At 51.5% G+C, this 23,658-nt stretch carries 26 protein-coding genes and 1 pseudogene; 11 read left to right on the forward strand and 16 right to left on the reverse strand.

Annotated features, from left to right (window positions below; translation table 11 throughout):
• Positions 1 to 246, forward strand: a 246-nt coding sequence (locus CXF87_RS22170; RefSeq protein ID WP_232774952.1) for a hypothetical protein, incomplete at its 5' end; no start/stop codon positions are given.
• 7 nt (positions 247 to 253) lie between these two features.
• Here CXF87_RS22170 and CXF87_RS17915 read toward each other — a convergent pair.
• Together CXF87_RS17915 and CXF87_RS17920 are read right to left on the reverse strand one after the other, a co-directional pair.
• The gene (locus tag CXF87_RS17915; protein ID WP_101147618.1) at positions 254 to 1,135 is read right to left on the reverse strand and encodes a hypothetical protein; all 882 of its coding nucleotides are present in this window, start codon (positions 1,133 to 1,135) and stop codon (positions 254 to 256) included.
• A 212-nt stretch (positions 1,136 to 1,347) separates the two neighbouring features.
• On the reverse strand, positions 1,348 to 1,497 hold the full coding sequence (locus CXF87_RS17920; protein WP_101147619.1) for a DUF4113 domain-containing protein: 150 nt from the start codon (positions 1,495 to 1,497) through the stop codon (positions 1,348 to 1,350).
• A 366-nt stretch (positions 1,498 to 1,863) separates the two neighbouring features.
• On the opposite strand from CXF87_RS17920, the gene CXF87_RS17925 reads away from it, so the two are divergent.
• Positions 1,864 to 2,187 carry a type II toxin-antitoxin system RelE/ParE family toxin gene (locus tag CXF87_RS17925; protein WP_101147620.1) on the forward strand — a complete coding sequence of 108 codons (324 nt, stop codon included), beginning with the start codon at positions 1,864 to 1,866 and terminating at the stop codon, positions 2,185 to 2,187.
• Positions 2,188 to 2,213: 26 nt separating this feature from the next.
• Positions 2,214 to 2,507 carry a helix-turn-helix domain-containing protein gene (locus CXF87_RS17930; protein ID WP_008958885.1) on the forward strand — a complete coding sequence of 98 codons (294 nt, stop codon included), beginning with the start codon at positions 2,214 to 2,216 and terminating at the stop codon, positions 2,505 to 2,507.
• Between the two features lie 581 nt (positions 2,508 to 3,088).
• On the opposite strand, the gene CXF87_RS17935 is transcribed toward CXF87_RS17930, so the two are convergent.
• On the reverse strand, positions 3,089 to 5,422 hold the full coding sequence (locus CXF87_RS17935) for a TOTE conflict system archaeo-eukaryotic primase domain-containing protein (protein WP_101147621.1): 2,334 nt from the start codon (positions 5,420 to 5,422) through the stop codon (positions 3,089 to 3,091).
• Between the two features lie 116 nt (positions 5,423 to 5,538).
• Positions 5,539 to 5,832 (reverse strand): lysozyme inhibitor LprI family protein, encoded by a 294-nt coding sequence (locus CXF87_RS17940; protein ID WP_157826565.1) that lies wholly within the window; start codon positions 5,830 to 5,832, stop codon positions 5,539 to 5,541.
• 116 nt (positions 5,833 to 5,948) lie between these two features.
• Here CXF87_RS17940 and CXF87_RS21685 point away from each other — a divergent pair, with 116 nt between their 5' ends.
• Together CXF87_RS21685 and CXF87_RS22455 are read left to right on the forward strand one after the other, a co-directional pair.
• Positions 5,949 to 6,209, forward strand: coding sequence for a hypothetical protein (locus CXF87_RS21685; protein ID WP_157826566.1), 261 nt, complete (start codon positions 5,949 to 5,951; stop codon positions 6,207 to 6,209).
• A gap of 68 nt (positions 6,210 to 6,277) precedes the next feature.
• Positions 6,278 to 6,427 (forward strand): annotated as a pseudogene (locus CXF87_RS22455) (DUF4236 domain-containing protein); the annotation flags it as partial.
• 9 nt (positions 6,428 to 6,436) lie between these two features.
• Here the strand turns inward: CXF87_RS22455 and CXF87_RS17945 are convergent.
• The 6 genes from CXF87_RS17945 to CXF87_RS17970 all read right to left on the reverse strand — a co-directional run bounded on the left by CXF87_RS17945 (position 6,437) and on the right by CXF87_RS17970 (position 11,348).
• Entirely contained in the window at positions 6,437 to 7,045 is a 609-nt protein-coding gene (locus CXF87_RS17945) for a hypothetical protein (RefSeq protein ID WP_101147623.1), read from the reverse strand.
• Between the two features lie 330 nt (positions 7,046 to 7,375).
• Positions 7,376 to 7,891, reverse strand: a complete 516-nt coding sequence (locus CXF87_RS17950; RefSeq protein WP_232774954.1) for an opioid growth factor receptor-related protein — start codon at positions 7,889 to 7,891, stop codon at positions 7,376 to 7,378.
• Complete coding sequence (locus tag CXF87_RS17955; protein ID WP_071695207.1) at positions 7,888 to 8,403, reverse strand: gamma-glutamylcyclotransferase family protein; 516 nt, start codon at positions 8,401 to 8,403, stop codon at positions 7,888 to 7,890. The genes CXF87_RS17950 and CXF87_RS17955 overlap by 4 nt, the downstream gene beginning before the upstream one ends.
• Before the next feature lie 41 nt (positions 8,404 to 8,444).
• A complete protein-coding gene (locus CXF87_RS17960; RefSeq protein WP_101147624.1) occupies positions 8,445 to 9,479 on the reverse strand; it encodes a helix-turn-helix transcriptional regulator in 1,035 nt (344 codons plus the stop codon).
• A gap of 41 nt (positions 9,480 to 9,520) precedes the next feature.
• Positions 9,521 to 10,141 (reverse strand): DUF2201 family putative metallopeptidase, encoded by a 621-nt coding sequence (locus CXF87_RS17965; RefSeq protein ID WP_101147625.1) that lies wholly within the window; start codon positions 10,139 to 10,141, stop codon positions 9,521 to 9,523.
• A 112-nt stretch (positions 10,142 to 10,253) separates the two neighbouring features.
• Positions 10,254 to 11,348, reverse strand: a complete 1,095-nt coding sequence (locus tag CXF87_RS17970) for a PcfJ domain-containing protein (protein ID WP_157826568.1) — start codon at positions 11,346 to 11,348, stop codon at positions 10,254 to 10,256.
• 761 nt (positions 11,349 to 12,109) lie between these two features.
• On the opposite strand from CXF87_RS17970, the gene CXF87_RS17975 reads away from it, so the two are divergent.
• From CXF87_RS17975 to CXF87_RS21820, 4 genes are read left to right on the forward strand one after another with little or no spacing between them, the layout of a single operon-like run.
• Positions 12,110 to 12,370 (forward strand): hypothetical protein, encoded by a 261-nt coding sequence (locus CXF87_RS17975; protein WP_101147627.1) that lies wholly within the window; start codon positions 12,110 to 12,112, stop codon positions 12,368 to 12,370.
• A 6-nt stretch (positions 12,371 to 12,376) separates the two neighbouring features.
• Positions 12,377 to 13,801, forward strand: a complete 1,425-nt coding sequence (locus CXF87_RS17980) for a DUF262 domain-containing protein (protein ID WP_101147628.1) — start codon at positions 12,377 to 12,379, stop codon at positions 13,799 to 13,801.
• Positions 13,798 to 15,795: a DUF262 domain-containing protein gene (locus CXF87_RS17985; RefSeq protein WP_101147629.1), complete on the forward strand. Its 1,998-nt coding sequence runs from the start codon at positions 13,798 to 13,800 to the stop codon at positions 15,793 to 15,795. The genes CXF87_RS17980 and CXF87_RS17985 overlap by 4 nt, the downstream gene beginning before the upstream one ends.
• Positions 15,788 to 15,955 (forward strand): hypothetical protein, encoded by a 168-nt coding sequence (locus CXF87_RS21820; protein ID WP_198556135.1) that lies wholly within the window; start codon positions 15,788 to 15,790, stop codon positions 15,953 to 15,955. The genes CXF87_RS17985 and CXF87_RS21820 overlap by 8 nt, the downstream gene beginning before the upstream one ends.
• A 251-nt stretch (positions 15,956 to 16,206) precedes the next feature.
• Here CXF87_RS21820 and CXF87_RS17995 read toward each other — a convergent pair whose 3' ends face one another.
• Entirely contained in the window at positions 16,207 to 17,622 is a 1,416-nt protein-coding gene (locus tag CXF87_RS17995; RefSeq protein WP_442906380.1) for a TOTE conflict system archaeo-eukaryotic primase domain-containing protein, read from the reverse strand.
• Between the two features lie 125 nt (positions 17,623 to 17,747).
• Positions 17,748 to 18,137 carry a lysozyme inhibitor LprI family protein gene (locus CXF87_RS22460; RefSeq protein ID WP_101147630.1) on the reverse strand — a complete coding sequence of 130 codons (390 nt, stop codon included), beginning with the start codon at positions 18,135 to 18,137 and terminating at the stop codon, positions 17,748 to 17,750.
• A gap of 441 nt (positions 18,138 to 18,578) precedes the next feature.
• Between CXF87_RS22460 and CXF87_RS22175 the strand changes: the two genes are divergently transcribed.
• Both CXF87_RS22175 and CXF87_RS18010 read left to right on the forward strand, forming a co-directional pair.
• The gene (locus CXF87_RS22175) at positions 18,579 to 18,869 is read left to right on the forward strand and encodes a hypothetical protein (RefSeq protein WP_231125681.1); all 291 of its coding nucleotides are present in this window, start codon (positions 18,579 to 18,581) and stop codon (positions 18,867 to 18,869) included.
• Between the two features lie 28 nt (positions 18,870 to 18,897).
• On the forward strand, positions 18,898 to 20,112 hold the full coding sequence (locus tag CXF87_RS18010; protein ID WP_101147632.1) for a DUF4236 domain-containing protein: 1,215 nt from the start codon (positions 18,898 to 18,900) through the stop codon (positions 20,110 to 20,112).
• On the opposite strand, the gene CXF87_RS18015 is transcribed toward CXF87_RS18010, so the two are convergent.
• The 4 genes from CXF87_RS18015 to CXF87_RS18030 form a co-directional block, all read right to left on the reverse strand.
• Positions 20,109 to 20,612, reverse strand: coding sequence for an opioid growth factor receptor-related protein (locus tag CXF87_RS18015; RefSeq protein WP_101147633.1), 504 nt, complete (start codon positions 20,610 to 20,612; stop codon positions 20,109 to 20,111). The two genes, CXF87_RS18010 and CXF87_RS18015, sit on opposite strands and share 4 nt — an antisense overlap.
• Positions 20,612 to 21,127, reverse strand: coding sequence for a gamma-glutamylcyclotransferase family protein (locus CXF87_RS18020; protein WP_101147634.1), 516 nt, complete (start codon positions 21,125 to 21,127; stop codon positions 20,612 to 20,614). The genes CXF87_RS18015 and CXF87_RS18020 overlap by 1 nt, the downstream gene beginning before the upstream one ends.
• Before the next feature lie 99 nt (positions 21,128 to 21,226).
• Positions 21,227 to 22,405: a hypothetical protein gene (locus CXF87_RS18025; protein WP_101147635.1), complete on the reverse strand. Its 1,179-nt coding sequence runs from the start codon at positions 22,403 to 22,405 to the stop codon at positions 21,227 to 21,229.
• 223 nt (positions 22,406 to 22,628) lie between these two features.
• On the reverse strand, positions 22,629 to 23,651 hold the full coding sequence (locus tag CXF87_RS18030; RefSeq protein WP_101147636.1) for a helix-turn-helix transcriptional regulator: 1,023 nt from the start codon (positions 23,649 to 23,651) through the stop codon (positions 22,629 to 22,631).
• Positions 23,652 to 23,658 lie beyond the last annotated feature (7 nt).

Raw genomic sequence — 23,658 nt, forward strand, 5'->3', positions numbered from 1 at the left:
ATTGTTGGAAAAAACTGCAGCGATGACGTAAAGCGAATGCTGCACTCGTATGGGTTGAAAGAGATAAGTGATACGGGTGTTCAGCTAGATATGTTTGAAGTTGTAAAGGGCGGTAGAGAGATGAAGTATCAGCAGTATGCCGGGCTACTACTAGGTAAAAATGAACGCGATATTGTTAGAAATCGGTATGAGTTGGCAGTCGCTTACATAGTGACTGCCACTTATTTGTATATGAATAAAAGGTAGTTTGGCGTTAGCTAGATTGCAGCTGAAAGGTTTCGTAAGGATTGTCATCGCTCGCAATAGAAAGAGTAGACAACACATATGTCTTTTGTTTGTTGGGGCCTTTGGGGTTTTCAAAACGATCGCCGGTATAGTATAGAATGTCGTTATTAACTTTTGCACAGGCTAATGTCATTATATGATCAGCATGGTTGCAGATTAGCGTGAAAGGTTTGCTTGATATTTTATTAGTTGAATCGATGCTGTAAAGAGAAATTGTGTTGTCGTATTCATCATATCCTGCTGGTACAGCATACCCTTCCATTGGCGTCGGTTTATGTGTTGAAAACGTTGGTGCACAATACTGACCGCTAACTAGGAGTTCCACTTTTGGTTGTGTTTTGTTATCTATTTCAGGTGATACGGTAAACGGATGCTTAATAGATCGTGCATTTTTTTTGTTAATGAATTTTTCAGAGTGTTCTGTAATAAATGCTTTGTCGTCTGATGATTTTTGATCGGTATAGGTGACGCTTAAAATATCTTTTTGCGTGATAACGGAGTACGTTATTTTGTAAGCTAAGAGGGCAAGCTTATGTGTGAGCGCTTCTTGATGGGGTTGGTTTTCTAAAAACAGCATGCCAATATATTTGTTTTTATGCTCGCCTTCTGTTTCTATGAAAAATTTATTTTCAATGCGGTCTTCGGTGTCAGGTGATAGATCTTCGATGTACTTAGTTAAAATACTTTGTAAGTGGTAAGTGAAATCTTTTATTTCAGTATTTGCTAGATTTTCTGGGGTGCATTCGATGCCGTTGATATATTGAAGCTTTATAGCATCTTCTAAAGAAACTACTTTTATGATGAGGTTTTCAGGATACTGAAAATGCGTTTTCTTTTGTTCTTTGGGCATGTTGTTCCTCAATACTTTAGGATCGAAAGGTTTAGGCTCTATGCTAAGAAAAATTTATATTGTGTAGTGAGATGTACTACCGACTCCTTCTTATTTGCTACTATATGTGCGCAAAAATAATTTATCAGCTACTACATGTGCTCGAAAGGTTAAATAAACGCAGTTTTTAATGCTATTTCCTAATTTAGCAACTATAGCTTCCGTACGCGTGATTAGCGTACATGCGGCAGCTCTTCCCATCGAGTGGTGTAGCTCGGAGTCCGGTGTTCAGAACGTAATGTCCAGGCGTTGCCTGCCCGTGGCAACCCTAGCTGTATTGTCCCTTGTCCTAACTCACGATTGAACTGGTCGACAGTGGCCATCAGCCGGTGCTGAGTTTTGCTTCGGCTTCTATTTGCGATGTTTCCGTTAGTGTAAGTTAACAGTTGGCTTTGGGAGAAAGGTCGAGGAGCATGACGTCGGCTTTATGGTAGGCGTAACCCTTACAGCCACAGCTGTCGAAGTCCTTGTGTGGCATGAAACAACTCGCGGCTTTCCCTCGTCGGGCGGTCTGATGTCGCCACTGTTGCTGGGTAAGACCAAGGCTAACGATAGACGTGATTCATGGATAAACGGAACCTAATGGAGCATTGGCACCTCGTAGTTTTCGACATCAAGCTTGAGCCATTTGATTTATGAGTCTATTATATCGGTATTGATATAAGCATTATGAAAATTGAGGAGTCAGCGTGGCGCGCAAGAAACCTGTTGCATTCGTCGGAGACTCTAAGGATAGGCTGCGCGACTTCCCTCTGGATGCCAAGAGAGAAGCGGGGTTTCAGATAGACAAAATTCAGTCTGGAGGTCAGTCAGACGATTTTCGTCCGATGCCAAGCGTTGGCTCTGGTGTGATGGAAATCCGTGTTCGAGAAAATAACGGTGCCTTTCGGGTTTTTTACGTGGCCAACCGAGATGATGTGGTATTTATTCTCCACTGCTTCCAGAAGAAAACCCATAAGACGTCCCAAAAAGACATCAATTTGGGCAAACAGCGATACAAAGAGCTGCCCTGAGTCCAGCTACTAAGTGAGGTGAGATAATGGCCATCGAATATTACAACAGTGTGTGGGATGCCATTGAGGATACGCCTGAGGAGGCGTTGAATATGAGGCTCCGTTCCGAGCTCATGGCAAAAATTGCTGGCCGTGTCAGGGAGTGGAACATTACTCAGAAAGAAGCAGCCGACCGATTAGGAATTACTCAGCCGCGCCTCAATGATCTGCTGAACGGTCGCATTAACAAGTTCAGCCTTGATGCCTTGGTCAACCTGACAGGGCCGGCTCACTTCCATCTCGAACTAGAGATTGAAGACGAGAAAGAGGTTGCTGCCTGAGAGTGACCAGCTCAGCGTGCCGTGTTTGAGCATTAGCCATCAGTGGATCGCAATATGATGCACCACGTGGCGTATTTTTATTGCGAGCAACTCAAGCAGAAGGTCATTGAACCAAGGTTTACGGTCGCCTGTGGGCAATCATTCAGGCGATCGGGTTTATTGGTTATCACCCGCTGACTGAAGCGCTATCTGCAGTGGCTTGGAGCTGAAATCAATCTGGATCAGCTCAATAGCTTGGTGGAGGATAAAGATATGTTGGCAGAGAACTTAGAGAACTGGGCTCAACAGGAGCGGTTCTGAAGGCCGTCTCGATGAAGCTCGCGATAATCTTCGGGCTCAGCTTAGCTTCAAATTTGGTGAAGTCCCGCACTGGGTGGAGAATCGGATCGAACAAGCTGATCATGACCAACTGAAAGTCTGGTCACGCGATATACTGTTTGCTAGCAACCCTGACGAAATGTTCAAGCAGTAACTCGCCAACAGTCTGATGGGGAATAAAGGGGTGCTGGCAGAAAATCTTGAAAGCTGGGCTCAGAAAGAGCGTCACCAAGGCATCGCTTGATTAGTTGTGCTCTCAACGTCTAAAGCAGCTTGGTTTGCCCTGAAGCGGTAAACTGGTACCCCATGGCTTTGTAGCCTTTCTCTCGTTTTCGGTACATGAGTTCAAGCATTGGCAGTCCAGTATCAAGGTAGTCATAGACAGTGACTTCCTGCTTGCCTTCAACGGCTCGGTGGATCCTGCCAGCGTACTGCGACAGCGTTCCTTTCCAGGCGATGGGCAGGGCTAAAAACAACGTATCTAACCGAGGCAAGTCAAAACCTTCTCCGATGTATTTGCCGGTTGCAACGATAACCTGGACCTTATGTAACTGCGCTTCCGCTGCCTGACGTTCTCTGACACGCATCCCTCCACGCAACACAACCGACGTTATGGATTCAGCGGCCAACAGTGCTGCCAGTGTCTCGGCGTGCTCTCGTCGTTCCGTCAGTAGAAGGCAGTTTGCCTGGTTGTTCACGCAGCTTGCTACATCCTGAACAATGTCCTGATTCCGGGCGTTGTTCTGTGCAAGCCAGCGGTAAACTGAGGCTATATGAGGGCGTTCACGAGACTGACAAATATCGGCAGGTGGAATTTCATGACGCTCCCGAACGATGACGCGCTGAACAAACCGGGAGCTATGTTCCGCACGAACTTTGTGACGAACGGGCCCCGCAACCATCAGCATGATCTTTTGGTGCCCATCTTGGCGGTCAGGCGTTGCGGTCAGGCCGACGACGTAGCGAGCGCTGACTTCATTAAGAAGCATCTCGTAGCGAGGGGCTGAGATATGGTGGCATTCATCGATGATGATCTGGCCGTATTCACTAACCAGGTCGGAGACCGTATTGTCTTTCTTATTGATCAGACTCTGGTAGGTGGCAACGTCGATCTGACCGGTAGGTTTCTTTTTCCCACCGCCTATCACACCCACGGAGACGCCCTCCATAAATGTTTCCAGGCGCTCCTTCCACTGATCTAATAACTGGCGATTGTGAGTGAGGATTAAGGTGTTGACCTGCCGCTTGGCTACAAGGCCAATGGCCGTTACGGTTTTACCAAACGCGGTCGGCGCATGAAGTATTCCGGTATCATGCTCGGCAAGTACCTCCACCGTCCTATTCTGATCATCACGCAGCGTTGCTTTCAGGCTGATGCCATTTAGAATCTGGCCTGGCATTCTGCGGTCATCGATTGCTAACGTTATTCCCTGACCCAGCAACAATGCCTGGAGCTCATCAAAACAGCCTCTTGGTACCGAGAGATAACCTTGCTCGATTCGGGCACAGGATATATAGCGAGGAATACCATGCGTTGAGAAACGCAGTGCCTGTGTTTTGAAAAATACGGGGTTGGCAAAGCTCGCCATGCGCTTAATTCGTGCAGCCAGCGTCCCCGGTATGTCTGACAACTTCATATAAATATGATTGGCCAGTATGAGCGTGATGGTTTCAGGACAACCGATAATTTTCTCTGTCTCAACTGGTAACGCTTGCTCCCACGGCATTGTAACGTCTGCGGTAGCATCGGAATCAGGCTCCCTGCCGACCTTTTCTCCGAGCTGAGCCGGTGAAAGAGGCTTGTGCCGACTGAGCAATGCCCATTGATCCGGATAAGGAATCAAGACATCGTCGACGAATACTGTACATCCGCGATTTCGCGCCTGGTATTGGAGCGGAAGAGCAATCAAATTGCCAAATCCACCAGCGGGCATCGTGTCCTGATTGGGGAATAACCGGTCATAGGAATTGAAGGACAAGCCCGGATGGTGGTCCATGGCTTTATCCAGCAACTTGAACCCCAACGTCCTCGCTGCCCAAGCCGGAACGGCTTCCGAAAAGAATATCCACAGATGGGCTCCCGCTCCAGACCGGGAGATCTCAACAAGATAAGGGATATCTTCATCACGACAAGCCTGAGCTAGCGCACGGACATCTGCTTTCCAGTTCTCTTTATCAAAATCTACTGCCAATAAATAGCAGGAGCTATCCGGTAGTAAAGGGTAAAGGCCAACCACCTGCTTGCCCGACAGATGGTCGTATACTGCACTAAAGTCTAGGGGTTTGAATTTTCTGTGGGGACATTCTCCGCACTTGATCTGGGGTTTCTGACAGAGCCCTGGAACCCATTCGTTGACACAGGCGACGGCATAGCCGGAACGGCCACCGGAATTCTGCCAGCGAAGCGCATAGACATCCTGCCTGCCACGAAAAAGCTTCCGGAACAGTTTGGTTTTTTGATCGGGGGTTAGCTGCGGTACTGGAGGTCGGGGCGCAGCATGATGCAGCTCGCTCTTCCGGGAAAGAAGGGCAGCCTTTTCCTTCTCAAGCGCTGATAATCTCAGCTCAATAGCCGCGAGTTCTTGATCTGCTCGGATACCTACCTCGTGCTTAGTGCGGTTCTTTTATTTGATGATCTAGTACTTCAGTACAGCTTATAAGCGCTAGTTTATCGTCAGTGCTGTAATAAAGGTCATCATGCCTGTTAGCCTGACTAATAGGGTTGCATCAGGTTTTTCAACTCATCTGCTCGCTTGGTGGTTTCGCTGAGCAAGCATGAATTGGCGTTGATGCGCGCCATTGTTCCTCCTTCCGGGTCAGCATAGAAACCGCAGTTGGCTTCCTTGTATGTAATCCATGCGCGTTGGGCGGTAAGCAACTGGTCGCGCCGTTCACTGCTCAACTGGCTACAAAGCTGCTGGTAGTTGTCATTGAGCCTCTGGTCTTGACGCTCATATTCGTTTGATATGCAGGTAACCATATCGACAGTGCTAACAGCTTGCTGCATACATGCTTCATACGATTGCGAATTTTCATTACCGTAAGTGACCGCGCTAGCCAAGTGGGGTGGAAATATGGGGTCATAAGTGCTGGCGAGAGCTACTGTTGGTCGAGGCATGCTCTGTGGCGCGCCATCGTCAACGGCCTGCCGGGCCAATAATTGGGGTGTATCACTATGAACGTCCTTGTGGCACCACGATATGGACGGCGGCCTGGTACGAGCTAACCCCAGACGGCACACGCAAAAAGCGAAGTGCCCAATACAGCTATGGCACGCCTCAATCTCGCTACGCCTCTTCTGAGGCAGCAATGCAAGCAGTGATTCGACGCCGCGAAGAAGAGGAAGCGCGGTGGTACTGTGTACGCGTGATAATCGACGTGTGAATCGTTAAGTAAGCACCTCCAAGGAGACTGGATGGCCTTTCGTTATCAGAGGAGTATTACCTTAACCCCCCGGTGTGCGCTTAAATCTGAGCAAGCGTGGGGCAGGCGTTTCAGTCGGCCCCGTGAGGAGGCTAGGCGCGACGTGTTCAATTATATTGAAATATTTTATAACTCAAGGCGCCAAGCCAACACGGCACGATTCAATCATTAAATCTTAATACCAATAATTAGAAACACTCTGGGTCAATCAGCAGTGTGAGTCGCCTTGGGTCACGGGGATTCAGGGCCATACGCCCGCCACGCGTATTCCGTAGCATTATGCTGGGTTGTGCGCGAGTATGGCCGATATAAACTTCTTCAATTTCTCTTAGATACTGCCTTAATCGCGGCCAATGCCGGTTGGCACCAACATTTGGTCGACGTGTGCCCAACCCTTCAAAGGCGTCATCAAGGACATCTCTCAAGAAGTAACGTAGCTCGATCTCAGAGATCTCATTGAGGCTTAGTTCAGAAAGCCTTTCAAGCATAATGCCTATCAAAAAATTGGGGCTTAAATTATCAATGTCGGCCGCTTTAAGCAGAGCCTGAGCGAGACAGTTGGGATCTTCAGGATGTTGAATGTCCCCATATTCGCTGAAGTCTTTAGTGTTTTTTGGGTTGTTAGCTAGCGCATTACTAACTTTCGCAACAGCTTCTTGGAACGCATCTTTGGCTTTACTTTGCTCAATGTACAGTTCCGTGCCGAACACATCCATCCAGACTTCTTTCAACCGTGAAAGAGCATTCCAATAGGCTTGTGCTGCTCCTTTTCCTTTATCATCGAATGCAAAACTCATAAATAACCTTTATAAATTAATAGCGTGTCGGTAAGTTAATGCGTCAATGAGCGACTTTTGTTGCGCACATGAAATGAACCGATTATTCCGGGGTGCGGTTTATTTGAGGCCGTAAACGATGGCCTTGCATCGCATGCTGTTAGTGTGCCTCAAACTTCTGCCATTGCCATTGCCATTGCCATTGCCATTGCCATTGCCATTGCCATTGCCAGCGCATTATCTACTTCAATCCCAAGATATCTTGCAGTGCTTTCCAGCTTCGTGTGGCTCAGGAGCCGTTTCACGGATTCCAAGTTGTTCGTGCAACGGCGTATCAATCTACACATGTGGTCATGTGCATGGTATTGCCTCCCGCCAAAACTGGATTGACGTGTCGGATACCACCCCCTGCTTGATGCCGATCTCCATGACCGCTTGCTGAAAGGCGCGGGCAAGGTCTGGCTGATGGCACAAGACTAACGACCGAATGATACGTGAGATTCGTAAATGGTTATGGCCACCGGCTTTCAGCCAGATGTGTGTTGGCATCGCCAGGGTTGGTTGAGCGACGATGCCATTCTCTTCCCGAGTGAGGCCAAAAAAATCGAGCATAACCTCCAGCGAGCGCTGCTGGTGCTGGCGCATAATGTCGCTACCCTCAAAGGCTGTTTTGACAGTAGGCGTTAAAAGGGGCGCAAAGCCGTTAAACCGTCCTGCCTCAGGGATAGGGAACAGCCACTGAATGTAGTCGTGGGTATGCTCTAGCCAGAAAGGCGAGAGTGACCAGATCTCTTCAAGTAGACGCCCTTTATGATCGTGGCCTTCCCCACGATAAAAAGCGATTAAGCGCGCATTATTGTCCATCATACCCCCCGCACTAATGGTTCAGCGTGACCATGCAACGCCATTTCGAGCGCGTGGCGTTCGGCATCGTGATCGTGGTGGGCCTCAATGCGTTCCAGCGCACGAATATAGTAGGCGGGTAATCCATGTTCACGTGCACCGGCCAGCACATGGTGCTTGTACCATGTATATGGACGAAGCCCTAGGGCGGTGACGTTGCCCACATACGCCTGCACCTCAAACTGACGGTCACTGGCAAGGTCCGTGACCATCAGCCAGGTTTCGTTGTAGGCCACCCCAAGCCCCTCGTAACGATCGAGGGTGGGCTTATGATGAGAAGCAACCTCCCAAATAACCCCATATACCGCGGACTGCTCTGAGGCGGGCACAATATCGCACTTGCCCGAGCCGTCCCCACTACGCTGATGAAACGCTAACCGATACGCAGGTAGCAGGGCGGTAGTCACAAAGCGTGCCGGAATCCGTGCGGCTAAGCGCTGCGTTGACATATTGGATCCATAAGCAAAGCAGAGCATGTCGTTCTCCTTAACGTGACGTGGTTATTAACAGCCCGTGTTTAGTGCGTATCGCAGGTGTCCGGGGTGTCCTGGTAATGTGCCAGTACCTGGGCCGCATTCGCCTTTAGGGTCTCTCGCCACGCACTTGGTGCAAGCACTTTGACATTGGTGCTCATGCCCATCAGCCACCAGAGGGTTTGCTGATCATCGGGCACCTGGGCGGTCAGGCGATACCACTGGCTGTCCGGCAAGGCGTCAATCGTTTGTTGCTCTGACAGCGGTGTTTCTTGCAATAACCAAGCGACCGGGCGTGCGATCTCTGCCTCTAACACCACATTGTCTGGACCTTGGCGATAGCCAAACGCACCGCTTTGGATATAGCGATCAATATCGAAATCGTCACGGGCTTGCCAAGCGCGCTGGCTGAACGCCGCGTGTTTCACCCGGTGCAGGGCAAACTGGCGGAGATCCTCAAACCCATCGACGTGTGCCAGTAAATAAGTAGCGCTATGGCGGCTAACAATCCCCTGGGGATGAAGCGTTAACGGTTTTTCTGTTTCAGAGGTGCGTGATAAATACATCACGTCGATTGCTTTTTGTTCCAGCAATGCCTCAGCGACCGTCTGCCAGATAGCTTCATCTAGCTCGGCGGGAATTAACGCTTTGCCATTAGGAATCGCGCGCACGCAGCGGGCCCATTTACTCAGGCCGTTAGACGCCATGCCGTCTAGTAACTGCCGTGCATCGTTAAAGTGGGGCATTAACTGACCCACCACCACCGGGGGGAGCAGTCCTTTAAGGTACTCCTCGGCAAGCACCAGCGTTAACGCACTCGGCACGTCCAGTGCCGGTAAGTGGCACTGGAACGCACGATCAAAATACCAACGGTAAGGTTTTTGGCTATCGTCGCAGCCAATCGGAAATTGCGTTGAGAGTTTTTGACCTAAATCACGCTGTAACGACCGCGTATCAATATGAAAACCGCGTTCCGCGAGTTTCTCTTTTAGCACCGGGGTAGAAATGCGCCCTGGGGAGCGAGGAATGAGCTGCAGTAGCGTCAAATAGCGAAAAAGCGTATCGCGCGCATCGGACATAGTGACGCCACTCCGAGGATTAATGATGAAAACGAAAGAGTCTACCGTGCCTCACAAAACTTAGCGACTCTCTCGGGCAGTGTATCCGTCTCCCGAGCGAGCAAATGAGCACGGTGACGCCATAGCGTCACGATGCTATGTTCAGGTGTCGTATTAGGCAGATGCGCCCAGAGCGCGGCGGGGTGTATGTCGGCCGTTTTCTCTAAAGATGTATTGGGGTGCCCTTCAAGCCACCGATATACCTTCCGCGCGCTTCGCCCAACGCAGACGGGAAACAGCAACGCATCAAACGGGAGCGTGATACCCAGCTCAAGCAACAGTGCGTTCACCTCGTGATCACAGGCGAGGTGCCAGCGGTGGTGGTTAGCGACCAGTGGTGCCGTTAAGTGGCCTGCAACACAGTGCCAGATTAAATGTGCTTGTAAAAAGCGGCGTGATTCATCGCAGAGAGTAGCGCTATAGCGGGGGCAAAAATAAAGATACCGACCATCGGTGCTCGCGCCATCAAACGATGGTGATACGACCGGCGTTAGGGTTAAAAACGGGCTTAAAAAATTCATGATAGGGAGTGTGTTAGCCCAGACGTCCCGATCCGCTTGCCACTTGGCGAGTTCTTGTTGGGCTGTCGCTGAAGCAGTTGATGAGCACGTCTGTATATCCATAGCCTGCCTTCCCTGAGTGAAGAAAGTAGTACGCTACGGCAGTGCTGCGACAACTAATGCCGCATTCACTAACATCGCATTAAAAAGAGGGCGGTGAAGAGAGTGACGAAGGCTAAGCGTCTGCTTGCGCAGCCAGCCATCGATGTATCACTTGCTGTGCTTCCAGCGACGGCGTGGTATTTCGTACGCCGCGTGCTTGGCTTAGTCCCCACTGGTGGCCCTGAGGCGCGATGGCAATCGTGACCGGTTCCGGTATATGCAGGTGATAAATCGCGACATGGCCCCGCGCAACGGGGTGGTCGTAGCTGCCCACACAGTGATGCATCCGCTTTCCTTCGAGCAGCAAGCCTTTCCACGATGTGATGGCCGAAATGGCACCACGGTTAGGCAACGGCGGTGAAGGATACGGCCCATGGCGCTTCTCAAGTAAAGAGGCATCACGGACCATATCCCCCATACCCATGCGCGTATTAAAACGTGTTATTTGTCGGTCGTGCAGTGCTTGCAATCCTTTCACCGTCGTTACGCGATGCAGCGCCTCCAGATTAGCCTCGGCCAAGCGCTGAGTATCGCTCAGCATCTCTTTCAGCCATGCACTCCCACGGCCAGACGTTAGCGCGTCATCCATCAGCAACAGTAAGCCCGGCCAGCGTTCACCGTGGTAATTCGCTAAGAAAATAAGCTGCTGCACGTAAGGCGCTGGGTGGTGGCGTAATAGCCGCGCTGTTGATGGGTCGTGAAGTGCGCGTTTAAGCACGATAAATTCCCGCTGAATCATAGGGCTGAGCTGGCACCGACGCAGCAGCTTGGCGCTGGCCTGTGTGCCTGGCAAGCCGACCATGCCGCATAGCGTGGCTTGTTTTTCGCTAAGCACAGCAGAGAGTGTCTGTTCAGACCACTGTGCCTGCAGACCTTTATCGACGAGCAGTAGAAGTAAAAGCGGCGACGATGCTGCCAGTTCTAACGCCGTGCTCAAACGCCCAGCCACTTGCGCCAGCGCGACGCCCAGGAAGGGCACCGCATTAATGGCAACTCGAAGTGCCTCTGGCATGCCTTGGGTTAAGGCATCGCCGTGGGTATCCATCAGCGTGTGCCAGCCAATGCCGGGCGGTTCTAAAAAAGCGCCTGATGCCAGCGGCTCACCTTCCGCCTCGCTTACCCACGCAAAGGGTGTTGCAGATTGCCAGGGCGAAAGCCGTACTACCATCGGATAACCCACCGACGAGGACACATCAAATGTAATGCGATGATCACAGGGTGGCTTCTTATTAGGCCAGATGCGCCGCAAAAAGCCTGAAAACCCCCTAAGGTAGGTGGATGTAAAGGGTTGGCTGATCAGAGAACGCATCGAGTGTTTAACCTAAAGGCAGGGTGGTCGACTGATGATGATAGATGCATGCGACGTTAAGTGTCGCTTGATTGGGTTAAGCTAGTACTAATGGTTTAGTAAGGTATTTATAGGATTGACTATTTCTTCTTATAGCATAGTGATACCCTCATTATTATTAATGATTGCTCACTATTTAGCATGACAAAAATAGTGCGACGGGGGGTGTCGGAGCTTTTGCTCACCCTCCTGGCATCTCTTTGTCGCCTCTGGTTGAAACAAGGAAACAGGAATGTCAGCTCTTTACGCCCTCGGTGAGCGGGTGGTTATCCGTGATTGCGAATGGATCGTCCTTCGGGCAGGCCCAGTGACAACGGCGGCTATGTGCTCACCGTGGAGGGCCTTTCGGAACTGGTGAGCGGCAAAAGCGCGCGTTTTCTTATCAAACTGGAAGAGTAGACCGGTGCCATTCGCATGCTCGACCCCGCTGAATCTCGGCTACGGCGTGAGCAGGCTCAAGTTAAGATAGGATCGGGTTGGGATGCAATCGCCAAGTTTGCTAACCCAGCTGTTGAGGGCCTTATAGCACAGTATCGTGCAGCGGGTATGCCAGCGATCTCGTAAATGATAAAGGCGAAGTAGTGGCGAATCTGGAGCTTGCTTGGTGGGGGCCAAACATTGGTGTTGCTATAAATGCGCGAGATAATCAGGCGTCACGGAAGTTAGGTCGGCGCGTCGATAAGGTCAACTTCACCATAGAAACATCCATCGGCTACAAGTTGTATTGCTGTCAGGATGAAACGGTGAGGTGTCCATTGTTACTGATCAGGATCAATCCCACTCTGACCCACAGAGTTGTGACAGGAAAAATCAAAATCACCCACAAGATGCTGGAGGACTGACCAAAGATGACGGTTCAGGTTGCAACATGCAGTGCTGCCCAGTTGTTTTCCGGTCACTTGCTGGGAGATCAGGTTACGGGTGATGCTCGCATTCTCAGCAGTGATGGCACGGCCATTGTTGGGGAGTTGACGATTCCCGAGTATCAACGCCCTTACTGTTGGCAGGATACCCAGTTGAGCGCTTTGCTGCAGGATATTACTGCACACAGCAGACACCGCCCGGCGCTGTCTTACTATCTTGGCAGCCTGATTCTGCATCAGGCCCATGGTCAGTTGAATATTATTGATGGCCAGCAGCGCATCACCACCTTGGCGTTGATGGGTTGCTTGCTACAACCGCACAGCGAAATTCAGGCTTCTTTGCTGCAAGGGTTGGAGTACGAGCATCCCATCAGTCAGCAGCAGATCAAGCACAACCTGAAATGGCTGAAAGAGAATTTCAGCAGCCAGCCGGAGTATTGGCAAGGTTTGGTGGATTTTAACAAGCTGCAGTTCACACTGGTGGTCACCCAGTCGGAAGACGACGCTTACCGCTTTTTTGAAACCCAGAATACCGGGGGTGTGCGTTTGGGTGGGCCGGATATTATTAAGGCGCACCACCTGCGTGCGGTAGATAAGCTGCATCAGAAGCCGTTTGCCAAACAGTGGGAATCCTTGGGCAAGCTGGATGACACCGTCAGCGCGCTGTTAAAGGGCCGCTATTGGCAGCGGATCAGTATGCGTGAGCTGCCTTCGCATCAGCAAAAAAAACAGCTGCGGGACTGCATCGTGTCGGAATTCGCACAACTAACCGGCAAGGGTGAAGATATCGCTTTTGGCCGTACCTATCGCTACACCGGACTGTCAGGTGATGTCAGCCACCATCAGGCGCAACAGGGCTACGATGTGCGCCAGCCGCTGAATGCCGGGGTCAATACCATTCGTTATCTGAGCTATTTCCAGGGCTTGTATAACGACTACTGGGAAAAACCCGACTTGCCCCATCTGCCCGGCTATCATTCACTCATCGTCTGGCTCAAAGGCATGGAGGGCTGCGGCTATCTGGAAGGTTTGTACAAAGCCTGCCTGCTGCTCTACATCAGCCAGTTCGGCGAGAACCAGCTGGAACTGGCAGCCAAAAAACTCTTCCTGGTGGTGTATTCACGTCGGGTCAGCAATCAGAAAGCCGTGCGTGAAAAATCAATTTATGCCTTTACCAGAGAGTATCCGGTACTGGATTGGATCGGGCTCAGTTACACGCCGGAGCAGTGTTTCGCCTATCTGGATAGCTTTGTGTTAATGGTGGAGGGCAGCAATCTGGATAAAAACAGCGTGAAAAAACGCTTTATGGACAAAGTCTGCGAGTTCTTTGTTTTGGAATTGAAGCCTGGACAATACAAAGAAAGCTTTGCTCAGGCGATCACTCTTAAAGTGGCAGGAGATCCGCTATGAGTTCAGTGGCAACCTGCCATCAGGTGAACACAGAACTACTGACCTTACAGAAGGTGAACGACCGTGGCCTGGGTTTTCTGATTCCCAGTTATCAGCGGCCCTATGTCTGGTCAGACGACGATGTGGTCAAGTTGTTTGAGGACATTAAAGAGGCTTTCTCAACCGGCGAGACGCAATACTTTATTGGTAGTTCGCTTTCTGCTCGGCGAGCTTTTGACGATCGAGAAGTGTATGAACTGATCGACGGGCAGCAGCGCACAACGACCCTGATGCTCATTTCTATCGCCTTCAAGGCAAAGGCAGAGGGCGTGTATTCGAAACTGGCCGAAGTATCGCTGTTGGCTGAGCATTCACGCCTGAGCTTCGAGATCCGCGATTCTGTCAGCAATCTGCTAGGCAGTTATGCGGGGCTGGAAAAACTTCCCCGGCCAGGGGATGAAGAAATCAAACACGATGAATACCTGAAATCGCTGGCAGCCAACCTGACAGTGCTCCAGCAGCAGGTCGAAAGACTGAAAAAGGACCCTGACTTTGATCTCGGTGCCTTTGCCGATTACCTGTACAGCAAGGTTATTTGGGTCAATAACATTGTGCCAGTCACCATGGACCTGAACCGCCTCTTTGCCAGCATGAATACTGCCGGCATTCAGTTGGAGCCGGTGGATCTGTTGAAAGCTCGCCTCCTGAAGAAGATCAACACCGATAAAGCGTTGTACAGCAAGATCTGGCAGGCTTGCGAGCATCTTGAAAACTATTTCGAGCGCAACCTGCGTCAACTGTTTCCCCAAGCCGGTTGGAATGATCTGGAATACAAGGATATGAAACGGTTCAGTGGTGCCTTTTCACAACCGGACAGCGCATCGGGCATAGAAGATAGCAAGGGTAAATCAGTGGCTCAGTTATTGGCAGAGATGAATGCCGGTGATGCCCCGGAAAATGTCAAAGAAAAAGAACTGAACGACACTACGGAAAATATCGACGCAGAAACGGTTTACTGTCGTTCCATCATCGGCTTTGAGCTGCTGCTGATTCATGCCCTGCGAATTTTTCATGCACAAAAGGGTTGGCCTGATCTGGGGCCACGCATCAAAGCCGGTAACTTACTAGCCTGCTTTGAGGGGTTGCTAAAGCAGGATGAGGCCGTCATTAAGGCCTTTATCGAGCTACTGTGGCAAGTGCGCTACCAGTTTGATACCTGGGTGGTGAAGTGGGTTGAACATGATGACAGGGAAGACCCTCAGTTACGTTTAACCACCATCAGCCGATCCTTGTCTGGAAATCATTACTACATCAACCGTACGGCAAAAGATCTGGGCGAATTGGTGCAGTTGCAGTCTGTGCGTAATTTTACCGGCGATCGCTCAGCCCAGTATTGGCTAACAGCGCTGCTTGGACGCTTGATTGACCAGCCTGATATGACGGACTCACAGGTACTGGCAACACTGGAACAGCTGGATAACGAACTGTCGTTAACCACTGAAACCCAGAAAGAAGCCAGCTTTAAAATAGCCAGCGGGCGGCACCCAGTGTTGGCTGCCTGGTTCACGAAGGAGCGGTATTTGGATACGCCCCATGGTACCAGTTTTGAGCACTACTGGTTTCAGAAGCTGGAGTATCTGCTGTGGAAGCATGGCGATAAGCGCAATGACAAGCTGAAACGCTATCGCATCACCTCGAAGAATTCTGTTGAGCATGTGCATCCTCAGAATGAGGAGCATAAAACTGTCCTAGCAAAGAGTTCGTTGGATGCGTTCGGTAACTTGGTGCTGTTGAGTCCGGGTGAGAACTCATCCTACAGCAATCAGACTGTGCTCAAGAAAAAGGCAGATTTTCAAAGTAAACCCCGGTATGACTCATTAAAGCTCAAAGCGATTTTTGAGCTGTACACCGATGTCGGAAATCAGTGGGCCGAGGCAGAACTTGCCACACACCAAAAACGGATGCTTGAGGTGCTGCGGATGCATTACCAACAGGGAGAAGGCTGTGATGGGTAGCCAAACCAACGAGCAGGCACTGGAGACTACTATCGAGCAGGCCCTCACTGGTATGACAACCGAAGAGATGAAAGCTGCCGGCGATGTGAGGCAAACAAACACCGGCCGACGATCTGGTGGCCAACAGCGGTTTTCGTCTTGGCTTGCCTATCGGTTTTAATGCCCAGTATGCCATTGATGAAAAGCTGTTCTGGCGATTTTTTGGAGCAAACTCAGAGTATTCAGCTGGCTAAGCTAAAAAACATAATCTTGCTGACTGGCAGCGCAAGCTGCTGGAACACTATGGCCAGCTTATCAAGAAGCACGGCATCCTGCATCTACTGAAAAAGGCTCTGTCAGTCGATCAACGGCTCATGGATCCTCCTAACTTTTAGCATAATACCCGCAGGTGTCTACGAAACCTGGGGCGATTCACTCCTTCCATTGTCCTAGTAACTGGCGACTATGAGTGAGTATCAATGTGTTGACCTGTCGCTTGGCGATAAGGCCAATGGCCGTTACGGTTTTGCCGAACGCGGTCGGCGCATGCAGCACCCCGGTATCATGCTCGGCAAGTGCCTCCACAGCCCTATTCTGCTCATCACGCAGCGTTGCTTTCAGACTGATGCCATTTAGAACCTGGCCGGGTAGTCTGCGATCATCGAGGTTTACTGTAATTCCTTGGCCCAGCAGCAATGTTTGGAGTTCGTCAAAACAGCCTCTTGGTACCGAGAGATAACCTTGCTCGATTCGGGCACAGGAGATGTAGCGAGGGATGCCATGCGTTGAGAAACGAAGTGCCTGTGTTTTGAAAAAGACGGGATTGGCAAAGCTCGCCATGCGCTTAATGCGAGCAGCCAGCATCCCTGGTATATCTGACAACTTCATATAAATATGATTAGCCAGTATGAGCGTGACGGTGTCAGGGCATCCGGTTATTTTCTTTGCCTCAACGGGTAGCGCTTGCTCCCAAGGCAATGCAGCGTTTGCGGTAGTATCGGCATCAGGTTTCCTGCCGATCTTTTCTCCGAGCTGATCCGGTGAGAGAGATTTTTGCCGACTGAGTAGGGCCCATTGATCCGGATAAAGTGTCAAGTTATCGTCAACGAACACTGTACAGCCGCGATGTCGCGCCTGGTGTTGAAGTGGCAGGGCAATCAAATTGCCAAACCCACCAGCAGGTATCGTGTCCTGATTCGGGAACAACCGGTCATAAGAACTGAAGGACAAGCCCGGATGGAGATTCATGGCTTTATCCAGCAACTTAAATCCCAACGTCCTCGCTGACCAGGCCGGAACGGCTTCCGAAAAGAATATCCACAGATGGGCACCCGCTCCTGACCGAGAGATCTCAACAAGATAAGGAATATCTTCATCACGACAGGTTTGAGCAAGCGCAAGAACGTCAGCTTTCCAATTCTCTTTATCAAAATCGACTGCCAGCAAATAGCAGGAGCTATCCGGCAGTAAAGGGTAAAGGCCAGCCACCTGCTTGCCAGAAAGATGGTCGTACACCGCGCTGACGTTTAGGGGTTTGAATTGTCGGTGGGGACATTCCCCGCACTTGACCTGGGGTTTCTGACAGAGCCCTGGGACCCATTCATTCTCACAAGCGACGGCATAGCCGGAACGGCCATTGGAGTTCTGCCAGCGAATCGCATAGACGTCCTGCCTACCACGAAAAAGCTTCCCGAACAGCTCGACTTTTTGATCGGGGGTTAGCGGCGGTGCAGTGAGCCGGTGCGCAACATGCTGCAGCTCGCGCTTCCGGGAAAGAAGATCAGCCTTTTCCCTCTCAAGCTCTGATAGCCTTAACTCAATAGCAGCAAGCTCTTGATCTGCTCGGATACCTACCTCGTGCTTAGTGCAGTTACTTTATTTGATGATTGCGTGTTTCAGTAGAGGCTTATGAACGCTAATTTACCGTCAGGGCTTTAACAAAGTGAGCATCATCATGCCCATTTTTCTGGTGTTCACGGCTGCATTAGATTTTCTAATTCATCCGCTCGCCTAGTGGTTTCTCGGAGTAAACATGAATTGGCGTTGATACGTGCCATTGTTCCTCCTTCTGGGTCAGCATAGAAACCGCAATTGGCTTCCTTATATGTAATCCATATCCGTTGGACGCTAAGCAACTGGTCGCGACGTTCATCGCTCAGATGGCCACGAAGCTGCTGGTAGTTGTCATTGAGCCGCTGGACCTGGCGTTCATATTCGTTTGATATGCAGGTGACTATATCGAGAGTGCTAACCGCTTGCTGCATACATGCCTCATAGGATTTTGAATATTCGTTACCGTAAGTGGAAGCGCTAGTCAGAAGGGTAGCGACGAGTAGGAGGCGTTTGATATAGAGGCGTTTCATAGCACTATTGCCCTCTGTTCAATTGTTGTACTGATGCTTGCCGACAAAAAAGTGGCGATCGGCTTAAATCCATTGCTTCTATTATCAAGATAGCCAATTATTCTGAAGTATGGGCGCGAGCGCATACCGCACAGAAAAGCAGAGGTTACCGAGTCGTGAAGCTGTTACTTTTTATAAGTCCCTGCTCACTAAAAAGCTATTGATTTAAAAATGAGAAACGCGCTGTCCTTACCCCAGCTATGGGAAAGCACCAAATACGTGTCGTGGCCCAAAAGCCACAGTAACCCTATGGTGCGCGTGCCACGCCCTTCGGGGAGACCTGAAACTAAGTCGATCCCGCGCTTAGCCAATGAATACGATACTTTCGAGCGATGCCTTGCGTATCGAGACCAGCGCGGCAGAGAGATTTGGGGCGAACGCCGCTGGAAGGAGCTGTTGCGAGTGGAGGCACGCTCCGTCGCGCGTCATCGTGAACGGCCTGCTGGCCCGATAACAGGCGTTTACCACTACGAGCGCCCCACGGGAACAACACTCTGGGTAGCGGCTTGGTATGAGTTGATGCCCGACGGTTCACGCAAAAAACGCAGCGCGCAGTTCAGTTACGGTACGTCACGCACCCGCTATGCGACCTCAGAAGAAGCCATGCAGGCGGCGATTAAGCGGCGGCAAGAGGAAGAGGCGCGCTGGTACTGTGTCGTGGGTAAGCGCGATCAACGGCGCGTGAACCAATGACGTAAGGTTCCCGCTTCAAGGAGTGTCGATGGCTTTTCGTTTTCAACGTCGTATTTCGCTTGCGCCCGGCGTGCGCCTGAATATCAGCAAGCGTGGTGTGGGCCTTTCTGTCGGCCCGCGCGGTGCCAGTGTCAGCATGGGGCCACGAGGTATCCATGCGCATGCCGGACTTCCTGGAACAGGACTGGCCTATCGCACCCAGCTGTCATCATCTCGTCGAGCTTCTTCAAAGGGTCAAGCAAGTGCTCCCTCAGCCCTAGAAACGCGCATTGGGCAAGGGGAGTCGCTGGGGCTTCAGCTGTCGGTTAAGAAAGACGGCAACGTGCGCTACCTATTTGAAGATGGCACTCTACTCAGCGACCAGGACGTACGTTGGCTGCGCCGTCATGCACGTGATGCTATTCGTGCACAGCTCAAGACACTCTGCGATGAATTAAACGCGGACATCGTGCGCTTAGGTCAGCTGCACCACGATACCCCATCTCCTCACTGCCGTGGCTACACCCCACGCCATTTTGCTGAGCCGGCACCCACTCCGCCCACGCCGGTGCCTCTTCCATGGTGGAAAGTGCTCTGGTCACCGGCGCGCCGTCAACATGAGATCGATAGCGCACTCCGGCAGGCGCAATTTCATGACGACTACCGTCATTGGGAATACCGCAAAGCTGATTTTGATGCCGCCGAGTTTGCCCGACAACAGCGAGAAGAGCAGGGCGTGCTAAGACAACGTGATGACATGACGCTCACGCTTCAAGAACGCCTAGAAGAGATCGACTGGCCTCGCGAGACCGTGATCGATTTTGATTTGGGAAGCGATGACACCACGATGGCGCTGGATATTGACCTGCCCTCTGACGATGACATGCCGGATCGAGAATGGACGATGCCCGCCAAAGCGCTCAAGCTCACCCCCAAGTCCCTGAGTGCCACCCGACAGCGCAAACTGTACCGTGACCATGTCCATGGCATTGCCTTTCGGGTGCTAGGTGCAGTGTTTGTGCGTTTGCCCTCTGTTCAAGAAGCGCGGGTATCTGGATATCGCCAAGTAGTTGATCCCATCACGGGCGGTACGCGCGATCAGTATCTTTACAGTATCAAGGTCACCCGAGCACAGTGGAACCGTATCCACTTTGATCAGCTGGCGCAGGTCGACCCGGTGGCGGCGGTAGAAGCGTTTACGTTGCGCCGTGACATGACCAAAACCGGCATCTTTCGTGATATTGAACCGTTTAAGCTGGTTTAAAACGCCTCTCGCCAATACCGAATCGACGTTTCAGAGACTACTCCCTGCTGGGTGCCGACCTCGGTGACCGCTTGCTGAAAGGTGCGGGCTAGGTCGGGCTGGTGGCACAAGGCTAACGACCGAATCATCCGCGTGATACGTAAATGGTTATGGCCACCGGCTTTCAGCCAAATATGGGTTTGTATTGCCAGCGTTGGTTGAGCGACGATATCGCTCCCATCCCGAGCGAGGCCAAAAAAGTCGAGCATAACGTCTAGCGAGCGCTGCTGATGCTGGCGCATAACGTCACTTCTCTCAAACGCAGCCTGTACCGTGGGCGTCAGCAAGGGAGCAAAGGCATTAAAACGGCCGGCCTCCGGGATAGGGAACAGCCACTGAATATAGTCATGGGTGTGCTCTAGCCAGAAGGAGGATAGCGCCCAAATATCTTCAAGGCACCGGCCTTTATGATCGCGGCCTTCACCGCAGTAAAACTCAATCAAGCGCTGATCATTATCCATTAAGTAGCACTCATCAGTGGGTCCATCGGGGCATATAACGCCATCTCTCGGGCATGTCGTTCAGCGTCTTCATCCTGATGCGCCTCAATGCCCTCCAGTGCACGAAGGTAATAGGCGGGTAAGCCATGCTCGCGTGCCCCGGCAAGCACATGATGCTTATACCAGGTATAGGGGCGTAGACCGAGTGCGGTGAGGTTGCCGATATACGCCTGCACCTCAAACTGCCGGTCACTGGCGAGATCCGTGACGGTAAGCCACGTCTCGTTATACGCCGCGCCCAGTCCCTCATAGCGATCGAGTGTCGGCTTGTGATGAGACGCCATTTCCCAAATGACCCCATAGACAGCAGACTGCGCTGAGGCAGGCACAATATCGCATTTGCCTGAGCCGTCACTGCCGCGCTGGTGAAACGCTAGGCGGTAAGCGGGCAGAAGGGCCGTGGTCACAAAGCGTGCTGGAACGCGAGCCGCTAGCCGCTGGGTTGCCATGTTGGAACCGTAGGCAAAATAGAGCATGTGTTTCCTGGAGCGTCGAAAAGTTAATAAAAGTTTTTTTCGGCATGCCGACATTTGTTGCCGTGGCTCGCCGCGATATCTGGAATATACTACTGAGCATTATCTTGAAGACGCAGATAGCCGCTCGGTCAGCTGCCGAAACTCCTCACGCACCTCTGCATTCTCGAAGTTGGCAGTGTCCGGTACCTGCAGGTTAGACAGCGTTTCGAACGTACTTAAGCCATCGCGAATCAGACCGGCAACATTGGCGCTGAGCGATACCGTGCGATAGGTATTGATGGCCACGGACTCTTCACGCCGACTTATGGCCAGGGCATCGGCAACTTTGTCTCTCTGACCACGTACGACCCGCTGATAGAGGGATATGGCCTGCTTCGTCAGCTCGTTGGCGGCAATGTTGGTCTCTAGCGTAGTGCGGTTGCCTCCTTCACGGATGAGCCTTCGTGATTCGGCGATAATCTCGTCAGCCTCGGCTTGAAACTCTTCTAGGCGTGGAAGGATATCGTTGTCGACTTTTTCAACAAACGAGTTCTGCATATGCACGACCAGCTTATGCAGTATGACCACCATGCCGTAATAGCGTTTGGCAAAAGACAGGTTTTCTCCGCTCTCATGCGTCAGCTCTTCCAGGCGCTCAGTAATGGTGTGAATGCTATTGAAAACAACGCTCATGGAAATGACATCGTTACCGATGGCAGAACTCAGCCACAGCTCAACCTGATCAGGCGGCATGTTGATGTCAATCTTGCGAAGCTGCTCTGCCAAGGTGCGGCGCAGCTGTGCCAGCTCATCCCGATAGGCCTCAACATTTCCTTGGCGTATCTCAACGAGCATTTCAAAGTCGCCGCGAGTGCGCGCAGTAAAGTTACGGAGTGTCTCCGTCGGGGTCCAGCGAGTTAGCGTGCCGGCATCACCTTCCGGTGCCAACAGACGCTTTTCTCTAAGCTCTGCCAGTGCTAGCTCTTCATCTCGAATACGGTCTTCCACTTGCCTATACTGGTTGCGGATACTGGAAAGCTCGGGAATATCAAGTACCTCCAGCGCGTCTTCAATGAGATTGGTGATATCACGGGTCGCGCTGTCCTGGTCGCGACGTACCCAGTGCGACTCTGGCAGCTGGGTGAGCTCGTCGAAATGCTCCACTGCTTTGGAAAGCAGGGAGATGGCATTCGACTGATCCACCTGGGGCGTTGCCAGCGCAGGAGCGTCTTCTGCCAAGGCGGGAAGTGTTAGGACAACGAAGGTGAAAGCCGCACAAAGGCGGGTAAGCTGTGTCATAAGTACCCTTAAAATTCGGTGAGGTTTAACGCGATACTATGGATATTGGTTGCCGCTAGTTTGTCTTCCTCCATGGGTGAGACTGTCAGCTTTTTAGTGGCAATAGCCCTTAGGCTTAAAGGTTTGTATTAATCAATCCCATCGGTCACTTGCCCCTCCCGTCTAGCTTCAGTGCCTTCAGTAACCTTGTGAGTAGCACCAACATCAGCAAGAAATGAGTCGTTTATGAAAGCTCTGTGGCGTAGTGCGCCAGCATCTGTTCTGCGTTCGTTTTGATTGTCTCTCGCCATGCGTGAGGCGCGGCGACCTTGATATTGGGTCCCATGCCCATCAACCACCACAGCGTCTGCTGATCATCCGGTACGTGGGCGGTCAGCCGATACCAGCCGTCAGTATCCGGCAACGCTTCTATCGACTGTGTGTCAGATAGCGGCGTTTCCTGTAGTAGCCACGCCACCGGCTTAGCAATCTCGGCTTCCAACACCACATCGCTAGGCCCTTGCCGATACCCAAACGCACCGCCTTTGATGTACTCATCAATGTCAAAATCGTGCTGTTCTTGCCAGGGCTGTTGACTGAGTGTTGCCTGCTTCACGCGGTGAAGGGCGAACTGGCGCAGATCCTTAAACCCATCCACATGAGCTAACAGATAGGTGGCACTGTGGCGGCTCACAATGCCTTGAGGGTGGAGGGTAAACGCCTTTTCAGAGTGACTCGTGCGTGATAGATAAATAACGTCGATGGCTTTTTGCTCAAGGAGTGCCTGCGAGATGGTCTGCCAGGTTGCCTCGTTAATCTCAGCGGGGATCAGCGCTTTGCCGTTAGGAATGGCGCGTACCTTACGTGCCCACTGGCTAAGCCCATTAGCGCTCATGTCGTCCAGCAGTTTCCGTGCGTCAGTAAAGTGGGGTGAGAGCTGGCCGACCACCACCGGAGGCAGCAACCCCTTCAAATATTCTTCCGCCAATACCAGCGTTAGCGCACTGGGTACATCAAGCGCGGGTAACTGACACTGAAACTCGCGATCAAAATACCAGCGGTAAGGTTTCTGGCTATCGTCACAGCCAATCGGAAACTGCGTGGAGAGCTTTTGGCTTAAATCTCGTTGGAGTGAACGTGTGTCGATGTTAAACCCGCGCTCTGCAAGCTTCTCTTTCAACACGGGCGTCGCGATACGCCCTGGAAAGCGAGGAATCAGCTGCAACATGGTCAAGTAACGGAAAAGCGTATCGCGGGGTTCGGACATAGTGACG

This window comes from Halomonas sp. MES3-P3E (assembly GCF_002836035.1).
GTDB classification, from domain to species: domain Bacteria; phylum Pseudomonadota; class Gammaproteobacteria; order Pseudomonadales; family Halomonadaceae; genus Vreelandella; species Vreelandella arctica.